At 75.6% G+C, this 13896-nt stretch carries 11 protein-coding genes; 8 read left to right on the top strand and 3 right to left on the bottom strand.

Going from position 1 to position 13896, the window contains the following annotated elements; translation table 11 throughout:
• Positions 1-126: 126 nt before the first annotated feature.
• The 7 genes from CLT72_RS15855 (at position 127) to CLT72_RS15825 (ending at position 8927) form a co-directional block, all read left to right on the top strand.
• Positions 127-2775: a sensor histidine kinase gene (locus CLT72_RS15855; protein ID WP_101412512.1), complete on the top strand. Its 2649-nt coding sequence runs from the start codon at positions 127-129 to the stop codon at positions 2773-2775.
• Positions 2775-3194, top strand: a complete 420-nt coding sequence (locus CLT72_RS15850; protein ID WP_101412511.1) for a roadblock/LC7 domain-containing protein — start codon at positions 2775-2777, stop codon at positions 3192-3194. The genes CLT72_RS15855 and CLT72_RS15850 overlap by 1 nt, the downstream gene beginning before the upstream one ends.
• The gene (locus tag CLT72_RS15845; RefSeq protein WP_101412510.1) at positions 3184-3573 is read left to right on the top strand and encodes a DUF742 domain-containing protein; all 390 of its coding nucleotides are present in this window, start codon (positions 3184-3186) and stop codon (positions 3571-3573) included. The genes CLT72_RS15850 and CLT72_RS15845 overlap by 11 nt, the downstream gene beginning before the upstream one ends.
• Positions 3554-4156 (top strand): GTP-binding protein, encoded by a 603-nt coding sequence (locus CLT72_RS15840; RefSeq protein ID WP_088998708.1) that lies wholly within the window; start codon positions 3554-3556, stop codon positions 4154-4156. The genes CLT72_RS15845 and CLT72_RS15840 overlap by 20 nt, the downstream gene beginning before the upstream one ends.
• Before the next feature lie 135 nt (positions 4157-4291).
• Positions 4292-5329 carry a lactonase family protein gene (locus tag CLT72_RS15835; protein ID WP_101412509.1) on the top strand — a complete coding sequence of 346 codons (1038 nt, stop codon included), beginning with the start codon at positions 4292-4294 and terminating at the stop codon, positions 5327-5329.
• Between the two features lie 142 nt (positions 5330-5471).
• On the top strand, positions 5472-7232 hold the full coding sequence (locus CLT72_RS15830; protein WP_101415199.1) for a substrate-binding domain-containing protein: 1761 nt from the start codon (positions 5472-5474) through the stop codon (positions 7230-7232).
• A gap of 213 nt (positions 7233-7445) precedes the next feature.
• Entirely contained in the window at positions 7446-8927 is a 1482-nt protein-coding gene (locus CLT72_RS15825; RefSeq protein ID WP_101412508.1) for a sugar transferase, read from the top strand.
• Between the two features lie 6 nt (positions 8928-8933).
• On the opposite strand, the gene CLT72_RS15820 is transcribed toward CLT72_RS15825, so the two are convergent.
• Positions 8934-10064 carry a PP2C family protein-serine/threonine phosphatase gene (locus CLT72_RS15820; RefSeq protein ID WP_101415198.1) on the bottom strand — a complete coding sequence of 377 codons (1131 nt, stop codon included), beginning with the start codon at positions 10062-10064 and terminating at the stop codon, positions 8934-8936.
• A 96-nt stretch (positions 10065-10160) separates the two neighbouring features.
• Between CLT72_RS15820 and CLT72_RS15815 the strand changes: the two genes are divergently transcribed.
• Positions 10161-10694: a MarR family winged helix-turn-helix transcriptional regulator gene (locus tag CLT72_RS15815; protein ID WP_101412507.1), complete on the top strand. Its 534-nt coding sequence runs from the start codon at positions 10161-10163 to the stop codon at positions 10692-10694.
• 160 nt (positions 10695-10854) lie between these two features.
• Here CLT72_RS15815 and CLT72_RS15810 read toward each other — a convergent pair whose 3' ends face one another.
• The gene (locus CLT72_RS15810; protein ID WP_350822622.1) at positions 10855-12510 is read right to left on the bottom strand and encodes a SpoIIE family protein phosphatase; all 1656 of its coding nucleotides are present in this window, start codon (positions 12508-12510) and stop codon (positions 10855-10857) included.
• 127 nt (positions 12511-12637) lie between these two features.
• Positions 12638-13876 carry an ROK family protein gene (locus CLT72_RS15805; protein WP_486484268.1) on the bottom strand — a complete coding sequence of 413 codons (1239 nt, stop codon included), beginning with the start codon at positions 13874-13876 and terminating at the stop codon, positions 12638-12640.
• Positions 13877-13896 lie beyond the last annotated feature (20 nt).

Raw genomic sequence — 13896 nt, 5'->3', positions numbered from 1 at the left:
GATTACGTATCCTGCCCAAGGCGTCCGCCGGACCTGCCCGGCAACCGCGGGCCGGAACGGTCCGACCGCGACGCTGCCCGGCCGGCGCCGGCGCCCCCGCAGCCACACCTTCCGGGCGAGGTCTGATTGAACACCCGCGACTGGCCGATCCGCTCGAAGCTGACCGCACTGGTCGTCGTGCCGGTGACCGCGCTGCTGGCGCTCTGGATCTTCGCCACGACGCTGACCTTCGGGCCCGCCCTCGACCTGCTCGCCGCCCGCACCCTCCTCTACGACCTCGGTCGTCCCGGCGAGACCGTGGTGGCCGAGCTGCAACGGGAGCGCCGGCTGTCGGTGGTGCAGTTGGCGGGCGACGGCGACGCACCGGGGCTCGCGGAGCAGCGGCAGCGGACCGACCGGGCGATCGCCGAGCTGCGCCGCCGGGTCGGCGGGGAGGACCTGCGCGACGCCGCCGACGACATCCTCGACGCCCGGCTCGACCAGTTGGTCACCGCCCTGGAGGCGCTGCCGGCCGGGCGGGGCTTCATCGACCGGCGGGCGGTGGACCGGGCAGGCGCGGTCGGGCTCTACAGCGGCCTGATCAATTCGGCCTTCCAGGCGTTCTCCGCGATGGCCAGCCTGCCGGACCGGGACCTCAACCGGCAGGCCCTCGCCGTCACCGCGCTCGGCCGGTCGCGGGAGCTGCTCGGGCAGACCGACGCCCTGCTCGCCGGAGCGTTCACCGCCGGCCGGTTCGCCGACGGCGAGCATCTCCAGCTCGTGCAGACCATCGGCAACCAGCGGTTCCTCGCCGAGACGGCGGTCGCCGACCTGCCGGACGCCGAGCGCGCCGCGTTCCAGCGGTTGACCGAGGGGGAGGCCTTCGGTCGGCTGCGGGCGATGCAGGACACGCTGGTCGGCGCCGGGTCCACCACGCGACCGGCGGTGGACCCGGCCGCCTGGCAGGAGAGCTACCAGGCGGTGCACGAGGCGCTGCGGAAGTTCGAGCTGGCGCAGGCCGACGGGCTCGCCGACCGGTCGGTGCCGTCGGCCGTACGCATCCTGGTCCGGCTCGCCGCCGCCGGCGTGCTGGGGCTGGCCGCCGTCGTGGTCTCGGTCCTCGTGGCGCTGCGGGTCGGTCGCAACCTCGCGCACCGGCTCACCGGCGTACGCACGGCGGCGCTGGAGACGGCCGAGCGCCGGCTGCCCGACGTGGTGGCCCGGCTGCGCCGGGGCGAGCAGGTCGACGTCGCGCGGGAGGCGCCCCCGCTGGAGTACGGCGGCGACGAGATCGGTCAGGTGGCGCGGGCGTTCACCGAGGTGCAGCGCACCGCGGTCCAGTCGGCCGTCGACGAGGTGACCCTGCGGCGCGGCCTCAACGAGGTGTTCCTGAACATCGCCCGGCGCAGCCAGGGGTTGGTGCACCGGCAGCTCGCGCTGCTGGACCGGATGGAGCGGCACACCGAGGACCCGGACGAGCTGGCGGAGCTGTTCCGTGTCGACCACCTCGCCACCCGGCTGCGGCGGCACGCCGAGGACCTGGTCATCCTGGCCGGGGCGGCCCCGGGCCGGGGCTGGCGCAACCCGGTGGCGACGGTCGACCTCGTCCGGGGCGCGATCTCCGAGGTCGAGTCGTACGACCGGGTCGACATCACCGCCGTGGCGCCTGCCGGCGTGCTGGGTCGGGCCGTCGGCGACGTGATCCACCTGCTCGCCGAGCTGATCGAGAACGCCACCGCGTTCTCGCGGCCGCAGACCCGGGTCGAGGTCGCCGGGCAGCACGTGGCGAACGGCTACGCGATCGAGATCACCGATCGGGGCCTGGGCATGTCCGCCGCCGCGCTGGAGGACACGAACCGGCGGCTGGCCCGCTCGCCCGACTTCGAGCCGACCGAGACCGCCCGCCTCGGGCACTTCGTGGTGGCCCGGCTGGCGGCCCGGCACGGCGTCCGGGTGCGGCTGCGCCCGTCCGACGGCGGCGGGCTGACCGCCGTGGTGCTCATCCCCGCCGACCTGGTCACCGACGAGCCCGCCCTGGCCCCGACCGGCGGCCCGCCGGTGGCAAGCCCGGCCACGGGGACCCCGGAGGAGCGCCGGCTCGCCCGGGCGAGCCGGCTCAGCACGCTGCCCCGCCCGGCCCGTTCCGCCGAGCCCGCCACGGCGGCTCCGGCCCCCGCGCGGCCGGCCCCGTCGTCCGGAGGTGCCGCAGCGCGCGGCGCGGCTGGCGGCGGTCCGACTCCGGGCGGCGCGGCTGGCGGCGGTCCGGTCCCGAACGGCGTGGCTTCCGGCGGCCCGGCCCCCGTCGAGGCGGTCGGGGAGATCGACGGGCTGCCGCGGCGGGTGCGCCGGCGGCCGGCGGCGGTCCGGCCCCGGGCGGCGGCCCCGGGCGGAGGGCGGCCGACCGCCGGGGACGGCCCGGGGCGCGGGTCCGCGCTGGACGGCCCGACGCTGCGGCAACCGGTGATCGAGAGTCCCGCCCCGCGCAGCCCGGAGGAGGCACGGCGGGCCATGTCCGCCCTCCAGGCCGGCACCGCCCGAGGCCGCGCGGCGGCCACCGGCGCGGTCCCGGAGGGGGCCTCCGCCGCGACGGCCACCGGACCCGCCTCGGAGCGGGCCGCCTCCGCCGCGACGGCCACCGGCCCGGCTTCCGGGCAGGCCGCCCCGCACGCCACCGCGGCGGCTCCCGGGCAGGCCACCGCCGACGGGCCGGGCCGGCCACGCGCGGACCCGAGCCCGACGCCGGCCGAGCGGCCGGTGGACCCCGAACCGATGACCGCGACTGAGAGGGACGCCTGATGCATCCGACGAGGCAGAGCGCCGATCTCGACTGGTTGCTCGACGAACTGGTGGAACGGGTGCCGCCCGCCCGGCAGGCGGTGGTGCTCTCGGCGGACGGGCTGCTGATCGGCTCCTCCGCCGGCATGGACCGCGCCGACGCCGAGCACCTCTCCGCGTTGGCCTCCGGCTTCTCCAGCCTGGCGCGGGGCGCGAGCCGGCAGGTGGCCGGCGGGGCGGTCCGGCAGACCGTGGTGGAGATGGAGTCCGCGTACCTCTTCGTCACCGCCGCCGGGCAGGGTGCCTGCCTGGCCGTCGTCAGCGACGCGGACGCGGACATCGGCCTGGTGGCGTACGAGATGGCGATGCTCGTCACCCGGGTCGGGGAGAACCTGAGCGCGCCCGCCCGGCCGGCGGCGGGGGTCGCCGATGCGGGCTGAATCGCCCGGGCCCCAGCACGAGTGGCTGGACGACGACGCCGGCCCGGTCGTACGGCCCTACACCCTCACCGGGGGGCGGGTGCGCTCCGCCGCCGACGGGTTCGACCTGGTCGCGTTCGTGCTGGCTGAGGCGGCCGCCGACCCGACCGCCCATCCCGAGCTGCACCCCGAGCACCGGCGCCTGGTGGAGCTGGCCGCCCGGCCGGTCCCCGTCGCGGAACTCGCGGCCGACCTCGACCTCGCGGTGGGCGTGGTCCGCGTACTCCTCGGCGACCTGCTGGCGCGGGGCCTGGTCGCGGTGCACCAGCCGACAGCCGCCACGTACCTGCCCGACGACGACATCCTCAAGGCGGTGGTCAGTGGACTCCGTGCGCTATGACCGAACCGGATCCGGCTCTCGGATCCCGCTCGCGCTCAAGATCCTGATCGCCGGGGGGTTCGGCGCCGGCAAGACGACGCTGGTGAGCGCGCTCAGCGAGGTCCGGCCGTTGCAGACCGAGGAGGTGCTGACCGGCGCCAGCATCGGCACCGACGACCTCTCCGGCGTCGAGGCGAAGTCGACCACGACGGTCGCGATGGACTTCGGCCGGATCACGATCAACGACGATCTCCAGGTCTACCTCTTCGGCACCCCGGGACAGGACCGGTTCTGGTTCCTCTGGGACGAGCTGGCGTTCGGGGCGCTCGGCGCGGTGGTGCTCGCCGACACCCGTCGGCTGGCCGACTGCTTCCCGTCGATCGACTACTTCGAGCAGCGGGGCGTCCCCTTCGTGGTGGGGGTGAACTGCTTCGACGGCGCCCGCAAGTTCAGCCTGGAGTCCGTACGCCAGGCGCTGGACCTCGACCCCGACGTGCCGCTGGTGCTCTGCGACGCGCGGGACCGGCAGTCCGGCAAGGAGGTGCTGATCGAGCTGGTCGAGCACGTGGCCCGGCAGCGCGGCGAGCCCGTGCCCACGGCCTGACCGCCCACGGCGGCGGTCCCGGCGGGCGTCCGCCCGGCCGGGCCGCCGCGATTCGGCGGGGTTTTCGGGGCTAAGCGGGCGGCCCAGCGGGAAGGCTGGTGGGATCGGTACGGGAATCGACGGAGGGCGGATCCGGTGACAGGTCAGGGCGAGATCGTCCACATCGGCGGCTACACGGCGCACAGCGGGGGTCGGGGCACCGGCATCGTCGCGGCGCGGCGGGACCCCGCGTCGGGTGAGCTGACCCCGCTCGGCACCGTCGCGACGACCCCCTCGCCGTCGTTCCTCGCCCGGCACCCGCGGCTGCCCGTGCTGTACGCCGTGAGCGAGTTGCCCGACGGGCAGGTGAGCGCCTTCCGGGTCGGCGCCGACGGCGACCTCACCCCGCTCGGCAGCCGGCCCACCGGGGGCGCGGAGCCCTGCCACCTGGCGGTCGTGCCGGGTGGCGACCACCTCGTCGTGGCCAACTACGGCGGCGGCAGCGTGACGGTGTTCCCGCTCGACCCCGACGGGGTGCCCGGCGAGCGCAGCGACCTGGTGGCGCACGAGGGGCACGGGCCGGACCCGGAACGCCAGGACCGGGCGCACGCCCACATGGTGAACCCGGCTCCGGGCCGGGGCCCGCTGCTCGCCGTCGACCTCGGCACCGACTCGATCTACCGCTACGACCTGGACGCCGCCACCGGCCGACTGGTGCCCCGGGCGCCCCGGGTGCGTACGGCCGCCGGCGTCGGTCCCCGGCACCTGGCCCGGCACCCCGACGGGCGGCGCTGCTGGGTGGCGGGGGAGCTGGACGGCTCGGTCACCGCCTACGAGCTGACCGACGACGGGGCGCTGCACCAGCGGGGCCGGGTCGAGGCCAGCGACCGGGCCGGGCACGTCCAGCCGTCGGAGATCGCGGTCGGCCCGGACGGGCGGCACCTCTACGTCGCCAACCGGGGGGTGGGCACCGTCGCGGTCTTCGCCGTCTCCGGTGAGCTGCCGGAGCTCGTCGCCGAGGTGGACACGGGCGGCGAGTGGCCGCGGCACTTCGCCCGGTCCGGGGAGCACCTCTACGTCGCCGACGAGCGGGCCGACATGGTCCGGGTCTTCCGGGTGGACGCGGCCACCGGCGTGCCGGCTCCGGTCGGGGAGCCCGTGGCGGTGCCGAGCCCGACCTGCGTGCTGCCCTGACCAGCCACGACACCCACGGCGTCACTCCTGCGGGGCAGCGTCGTCACGTTAAGTGACGATTTGGCGATCAACTATTTCTCCTGCGTAACTTTCGTCCGAACGGCCGTGGCAGTTGTCCCGACAGGTCCGCAAGATGGTCAGCGTGTCAGCAGGCCGCCATCGCATGCGTACGAACCTCCACGCAGCCACCGCCGCCGCCGCCGTGGGCGTCCTCGCCGTCACGGCCGGCGGCTGGTTCGGCTACCGGCAGCTGGCGCAACCCGACTGCTCGGGGCGGCTCGAACTCTCCGTCGCGGTGGCGGCCGAACTCGCGCCGGCGGTCGACGACGCCGCCGCGCAGTGGGTGAAGGACGGCGCCGCGGTGGGCGACACCTGCATCGCGGTGAACGTCACGGCGTCCGATCCCGTCGACGTGGCCGCGACGGTCGCCGCCAAGCACGGCGTCACCCTGGCCGGCGTGGGGCAGGCCAGCGGCACGTCGGTCAGCCCGGACGTCTGGGTGCCCGACTCCTCCACGTGGCTGCTGCGGCTCAAGACCGGCGGCGCCACCGCCTTCGAGCCGGGCAACGGGGCGTCCATCGCGCGCAGCCCGGTGGTCGTGGCGATGCCGGAGCCGGTCGCGACCCGGCTGGGCTGGCCGCAGAAGAAGTTCAGCTGGACCCAGCTCCTGCAACAGGTGCAGAGCGACAAGCCGTTGCGCACCGGGATCGTCGAGCCGACCCGCGACGCCGCCGGCCTGTCCGGCCTGCTCTCGCTGACGGCCGCCGCCAGCGCCTCCGGTGGCCCCGACGCCGAGAAGGAGAAGGTCGCCGCGCTGCGGGCGCTGGCGACCGACCGCTCGGCGCTGCGGCCGGACCTGCTCGCCCGGTTCCCCACCGCCTCGGATCCGACGACGATCGCGAGCAGCCTGGGTGCGGCGGCGCTCTCGGAAGAGGACGTGATCCAGTACAACAGCAAGAAGCCGCCGGTGCGGCTGGCCGCGCTCTACCTGGAGCCGGCGCCCGCGGCGCTGGACTACCCGTACGCGGTGCTGCCCGGCATCGAGCCGGCCAAGGCGTCGGCGGCGCGGGTGCTCTACGAGGTGCTCAGCAGCGACAGCTTCCGTGACCGGCTGGCGAGCCGGTCGTTGCGCGCGCCGGACGGCAACTGGGGCGCGGGCTTCGACGCGCCGCAGGGTGCGCCCAGCCCGGCCGGTGGCGCGCCCGCCCCGCCGACCAACGGCGGCGGCTCGGCTGCCGGCGGGCTCGACCCGCAGGCCATGGACCGGGCGGTCTCCAGTTGGTCGATCGCCACCCAGTCCGGCCGGATGCTCGCCGTCATCGACGTCTCCGGCTCGATGAAGGAGAAGGTTGCCAACGCCGGCAACGCGACCCGGCAGCAGGTCACCGTCGAGGCGGCCCGTCGAGGGCTGAACCTCTTCGACGACTCCTGGTCGATCGGCCTCTGGACGTTCTCCACGCAGCTGGTGGGCGCCCGCGACCACCGGGAACTGCTGCCCATCGGTCCGTTGTCCCGCCAGCGCGGCAAGCTGGAGCAGTCCCTCGGCTCGATCCGCTCCTCGACCGGCAACACCGGCCTCTACGACACGGTGCTGGCGGCCTACCAGAAGGTGCAGGACAACTGGGAGCCCGGCCGGGTGAACTCGATCGTGCTCTTCACCGACGGCAAGAACGAGGACTCCGACGGCATCACGCAGCAGAAGCTGTTGGGCGAACTCAACAAGATCAAGGACCCGGAGCGGCCCGTGCAGGTCGTGATCATCGGTATCGGCAGCGACGTGAGCAAGGCCGAGCTGAAGTCGATCACCGACGTCACCGGCGGCGGGGCGTTCGTCACCGAGGACCCGACCAAGATCGGCGACATCTTCCTCAAGGCGATCGCCTTGCGCAAGGCTCCGGCCTGAGCCGCCACGCAGCGCGGAGCGGGTCCGGCGTACGGGACCGGGTGCCGTGGGCCCTTTCCCCGAAAGGGGTTCCTCGGGGAAAGTAGTGACGGTAATGCGTCCGAAGCAATCGGCGGCCATGGTTGTCGGGGCAGGATGTCCTGGTGCCCCCGTGACGGGCCCGCGACCCGGGCCCGACCGGCGGGCCGTCGGCGACCGAAGTGGGGAGGGCCGGTGACCTCAGCGACGCTGTTGACCCCCGCCAGCACGTCGTCGAGACCGGACGAACCACGACCAGGGCCGGCCCGCACCCGCGAGCGCGCCTACGTCCGCTCCCTGGTGGTGCTGGACACCACCGTCCTGACCGTCGCCGTGCTCGTCGGCTACGTCGCCCGGTTCGGCGACGACGCCCCCGGCGGCTCGAAGATCCCCTACGTCCTGGTCGCCCCCGGGCTGGTGCTCGCCTGGCTGATCTCGCTGCGGGTGCTGCGCTGCTACGACGACCGCGTCCTCGGCTACGGCGCCGACGAGTACCGGCGGATCGGCACCGCCAGCCTGCGCCTCGCCGGCGGCATCGCGATCGCCGGCTACATCGCCGACGTGGGCGTCTCCCGGGGATTCCTCGGCATCTCGTTCGCCGTCGGGATGCTCGGCCTGGAGGTGGCCCGGTTCGCCGCCCGCAAGCGGTTGCACCGGGCACGGTCGGAGGGCGCCGGCTGGTCGCGCAAGGTGCTGGTGGTCGGCGACACCGCGCACGTGCTGGAGCTGGTGCACACGCTGCGCCGCGAGCCGTACGCGGGCTACCAGGTGGTCGGCGCGTGCATCCCGGACGCGCTGCTCGCCCCGGTGGCCCAGCGGCTGGGCGACGTGCCGGTGGTCGGTTCGTTCCGGGGCATCCCCGAGGCGGCCACCGCCATCGGCGCGGACACCGTCGCGGTGACCGCCTCCGGCGAACTGACCGCCACCCGGCTGCGGCGGCTGGGTTGGCAGCTGGAGGGCACCGGCATCGACCTGGTGGTGGCCCCGGCGCTGACCGACGTCGCCGGCCCGCGCATCCACACCCGGCCGGTCGCCGGGCTGCCGCTGATCCACGTCGAGGCTCCGGAGTTCCGGGGGGCCCGCAAGCTGGTCAAGGGCTTCGTCGACCGGGCCGTCTCCTCGGTGGCCCTGACGCTGCTGCTGCCGCTGCTGGCCGCCATCGCGCTGGCCATCAAGATCGACAGTCGGGGCCCGGTGCTGTTCCGGCAGACCCGCGTCGGGCAGGGCGGGCGGGAGTTCGGCGTCTACAAGTTCCGCACCATGGTGGTCAACGCCGACGCCCTGCTGGCCGCGCTGGCCGCTCGCAACGAGACCGACGGCCTGATGTTCAAGATGCGCGACGACCCGCGGGTGACCCGGATCGGGCGGCTGCTGCGCAAGTGGTCGCTGGACGAGCTGCCGCAGCTGGTCAACGTCCTGCTCGGGCACATGAGCCTGGTCGGCCCCCGTCCGCCGCTGCCCTCGGAGGTGGCCCGCTACGACGGCGACGTGGCCCGCCGCCTGCTGGTCAAGCCGGGCATGACGGGGCTCTGGCAGGTCAGCGGCCGGTCCGACCTGAGCTGGGAGGACGGCATCCGGCTCGACCTCTACTACGTGGAGAACTGGTCGCTCGCGGCCGACCTGACGATCCTGTGGAAGACCTTCGGCGCGGTGGTCAACAGTCGCGGGGCGTACTGAGCCCGCTCAGTCCTGCGGGCCCGTCCAGTCGAGGCAGACCACCACCGCGTCGTCGATCAGGTCGCCGGCGACGAACGCGCGCAGGTCGCCGATCAGCGAGCGGACGGCGTCCAGCGGCTCCATCGGGCCGGTCCGGCGCAGGAACCGGTCCAGCGCGCTCTCGCCGTACCGGACGCTCTGCCCGGTGGCGTCGATGACGCCGTCGCTGACCACGAAGAGCCGGTCGTCGCGGCACAGCTCGAAGCGCTGCTCGTGGTAGTCGGTGGCCTCGAACATGCCGAGCGGGAACTGCGGCTCCAGCGGCAGCTCCCGCACGTCCCCGTCGCGCAGCAGCATCAGGCGGGGCGACCCGGCGTCCACGAGGGTGAGCCGCCCCGAGCGCAGGTCGAGCTCCATCAGCAGCGCCGCGATGTGCCGGTCGCCCCGGTGCACGTCGTAGACGGCCTGGTCGGCGAGGGCGGCCTGGTCGGCGAGGCCGAGCCCGGACCGGCGGGCGTTGCGCAGCGCGTGGGTGGCGAGCGAGGTCAGCATCGCGGCGGCCACCCCCTCGCCCGTGCCGTTGATGGTCGACAACCAGACCCGGGTGCCGTCGTCGGACCAGTCGAAGCTGTCGCCGCGCACCGCGTACGCCGGTTCCAGCTGCCCGGCGAGGCGGAACGACGGGCGGGTCCGGCTGCGGCCGGGCAGCAGCTCCCACTGCATCTCGGCGGCGAGGGTGAGCCGCCGGCTGCGGCTTGCCATCCGGTACACGTCCGTGCCCTCGGTGACGGCGGCGATCTCGTGGGCGAGCGCGGTCGCGATCTCCGTCAGCTCGTCGAGCGCGCCCGGCCGCGTCGGCACGGGGGCCACCACCAGTACGCCCCGGCGTTCACCGCGCATCGACACGGGGAGGTAGCCGGTGTCGTCGGCGACGATCGGGGTCTGGTGGTCGAAGCAGCGCCACGCGGGGTGCCCCGGTGCGGTGACGGGCTCGTCCCCGAGCAGCGGCAGCAGGGCGGCCAGCCGGTAGTCGACCTGGAGCAGCTCCACCCGGGTCGTCCCGTAGCCCGCGGTCAGGACGTCGGCGATCCGGTCCAGCAGGAGGTCGGCGGGCGCCTCGTTGAGGACGTGCCGTGCCCGGTTGACCGGTTCGCTCATCATCGCTCCTTCATCACGAGCCCAGACCAGTGGATTCGGAGTAGTCTCGGGCCCACCATGGCGGAAGTACACGGTCCCGACGGACCCGAGACGAGTATGGCCGTCGAGCTCGACGCGGTGGCCGGTGCCCTGCTGACGGTCTGGGAGGCCGCGCGCGAGCGCACGACCAGTCGGGTCTCGGGCGCGCAGTTGCGCGCGATCATGCTCGTCGAGCAGCACGAGGGAATCAACCTGCGCCGCCTGGCCACCGGGCTGGACATGCTGCTCTCCTCCGCCAGCCGACTCTGCGACCGCCTCGTGGCGGCGGGGATGCTGGAACGCGAGCCCGGCCGGTTCGACCGGCGGGAGATCGCGCTGCACCTCACCCCGGAGGCACGCCGGCTCCTCGCGGAGCTGCGGGACGACCGGCGCCAGCAGCTCGCGGCGATCCTCGCCGACATGACCCCCGAGGGGCGGCAGGCCCTGCTGCGGGGCATGCGGGAGTTCGACGAGGCGGCGCGCCACCGCGACGCGTCCGTGGAGTCCGTCGAGGAGACCGGCCCCTGGCCGGGCGTGCCGAGGGAGCGCCCGGCGAGCCTGCCGACGCAGGAGCGGTCCGAAGACGGGCCGCGGGTGGCCAGGACGGCGTGACCCGGGCGCCCCGCCCACGACCAGGCCGTCACGTTCCCGGCAGCACGGCGACCGACGTGGTCCTTACCCGCCCCGCCGGGCACAGGCGCTCGGGGTCGACGACGTCGACGTGCCTCCGCGTCGAGCCGCCCGGGGCGCCGCCGCTCGACCCGAGGGCGGGTCAGGCCGGCGCCGCCGCGACGACCAGCATCGCGATGTCGTCCTGGCTCTGCCCGTCGAGCCACTCGTCGAGGGCTTCCAGCAGCCGGTCTACCAGCTCCGCCGGCGTCGACCCGGCGGCCGCGGCCAGCGCCGCGTGCAGCCGTTCCTCACCGAACATCTCCTGACCGCCGGGGCCGCCGCGCGCCTCGACCACCCCGTCGGTGTACGCGAACAGCAGCTCACCGGGGGCGAGGCGGAACTCGGCCTCGGCGAAGCGGGCGGCGGCGAGCGCGCCCACCGGCATCCCGCCGACCGCGACGGGGCTGACCCCGCCGTCGGCGCGTACGCGCAGTGGGGACGGGTGGCCGCCGCCGGCGATCCGGACGGTGAACCCGCCGTCGGCCGCGGCGTCGAGGGTGCCGAGCAGCAGGGTGGTGAACTGGCTGCGGCGGGCGGCGTCCGGGGCGTCGAAGAGCGCCTGGTTGAGCAGCCGCATCAGCTCCAGGGGCCGCTGCTCGACCAGGCGCAGGGTCCGCAGGGACTGGCGGACCCTGCCGGTGAGCACGGCCGCGCCGACGCCCTTGCCGGCCACGTCGCCGAGCGCGAAGATCGCGCCCCCCGGGACGGGGAACACGTCGTAGAAGTCGCCCCCGATACGCAGCCGGTCGCCGGCCGCCCGGTAACCGCCGGCGAGGGTGGCGCCCGCTACGGCCGGCAGGTCGGGCGGGAGCAGGCTGTGCTGGAGCACCCGGGCCAGGTGGACCTGCTCGCCGTAGAGGTCGGCGGCGCCGAGGGCCGTGCCCGCGCGGGTGGCGAACTCCCGGGCGAGTTCGACGTCGCGGCCGTCGAAGCCGGCGCGCCCGGCGCGGCGGACCAGCACCAGGGCGCCGATGGTGCGCCCGGCGCCCCGCATCGGGCTGACCAGCACGGTGCCGGGGCGGCCGAAGTCGGCCGGCAGCATGGTGGCCGGGTCGGCCGCCTCCGCGTCCGGCCAGGGGGAGGGGCCCACCGCGTGGCCGGCCAGCGCCTCGGCCAGACCGGGCAGCGAGCCGGTCAACGGCCACGTCGCCAGGCCTGTCGCCGGGGCGGCTCCGGTCCCGTCGTACCGGATCCAGTGCGGCTGATCCGTCGCCGGCGGGGGCGGCAGGTGCACCACCAGAGCCAGGTCGGCGAGATAGGGCACGGGCAGGGTCGCGGTGGTGCGCAGCGTCTGCTCGCGCTGGAGGGAGAGCCCGAGCCGGTTGCCGGCCTGGGCGAGGAACATCGTGCGGGACCGTTCGACGTGCAGCGCCTCGGTGCGCGCGTGTTCCTCGGTGACGTCCCGCACGTACCAGGCGTGCCGCCCGTCGGCCAGGTCGCGCCGCACGCCACGCAGGCGGCGACCGCCGTGTTCGGCGTCGAAGCCGTCCGCCCCGGCGTTGACCGCGCGCGCCACGGCCGGCACCGGGCAGGCGCGCAGGTCCGTGCCGGGCGCGAGCTCGGGGAGCAGCGCGGTGGCCGTCGCGTTGACCAGCGTCACCAGCCCCGCCCGGTCGACCGTCACGACCGCCTCGGTGAGCCCGTCGAGCACCTCGCGGGTGAGCCGGGAGTCGGCCGGCGTGCTGCCGGGGTGGGGGTGGGCGGGTCGCCCGCCGTCGGCCGGGCCCGTGACACCGCCTCGGGAAGCGGTGGTCACCGCCGCTCGCCGGGCGCCCCGGTCTGTCGACCTGTGCGCATGCTGGTCGTGCACTCCTCGGATGTGGGTCGTTGCCTCGGGGCAAGCGTACCGAGGCAAGGCCGCGTCGCCATCGGAGGAATGGGGCTCAGGTCGGGCGGGCCAGCCAGCCGGCCGGACGAGCCAGGATCCGGCGTACCACCGAACCGGCCCCGCCGACGGCCGCGGCGGCGGCGCCGAGGGTCGCCGGGCGGACGGTGACGGGGGACCAGGCCGCGGTGAGCACCCGCCGGGAGATCTCGGCGAGCACCGGGGGGCGCAGCCACGGCGCCAGTGGGGCGTATCCGCCGCCGAGCACCACAGTGTTCAGGTCCAGCAGGTTCACCACGCCGGCGAGGGCGACGCCCAGGGCGGTCCCGGCCCCGGCCAGGGCCCGCAGCGCGGCGGGGTCGCCGGCCCCGGCCAGCTCGGCCAGCCGGGTCGTCGCGGTGTCCGCCGGCAGGTCCGCGCCGGCGAGGCCGGCCGCCGCGAGGATGGCCTCCTGACCGGTGTACGTCTCCAGGCAGCCCCGGCTGCCGCACCGGCAGGGCGGGCCGTCGGGCCGGATCGGGAGGTGACCGATCTCGCCGCTCCAGCCGCGCGCGCCCCGGTAGAGGGCACCGTCGAGCACGATCCCGGCGCCGATGCCGACCTCGCCGGAGACGTGCAGGAAGCTGGGCCGGCCGGCCGGACCGGCGTGCAGCTCGCCCAGCGCGGCGAGGTTGGCCTCGTTGTCGACCACCAGCGGTGGCACGCCGTCGACGTGCGCGGTCAGCGGCGGCCCCTTCCCGAGCAGCGCCGGCACGGGCACGTCGCGCCAGCCGAGGTTCGGCGCGAGGCGGACCAGGCCGGCGTCGTCGACCAGGCCCGGCACCGCGAGGGCCGCGCCGGCCAGGGTCAGCCCCTCGCGGGTGGCGTCGGCGCGGGCGTGCGCGGCCAGGTCCGCGAGCCGGGCGAGCGCCTCGGCGGGGGAGAGGGGCCGCAGGTCGGCGCGGCGCACGGTGTGGTGGCGGACCCGGCCGGCGAGATCCACCACGCAGGCGGCCAGGTAGTCGACGTTGATCTCCAGGCCGAGCCCGGCCGGCCCGTCGGTGGCGAGCACCAGGCCCCTCGACGGCCGGCCCGCGCCGGTGCGCGGCGTCGGCTCCGCCTCGGTGACGAGCCGGCCGGCGAGCAGGTCCTCCACGACGGCCGAGACCGTGGCCCGGGTGAGGCCGGTGCCGGCGGCCAGCTCGGCCCGGGAGGGGGGACGGTCGGCGGCGGCGATCCGGCCGAGCACCACGGCGAGGTTCCACTCGCGCAGGCTGCCCTGGCGTACGGGCCCGGGCGGGGCGTCGGGTCGGGTCACCCCTTGACACTGCCACAGGC

This window comes from Micromonospora sp. CNZ309, from assembly GCF_002846525.1.
This window is presented reverse-complemented; position numbering and strand designations above follow the sequence as displayed.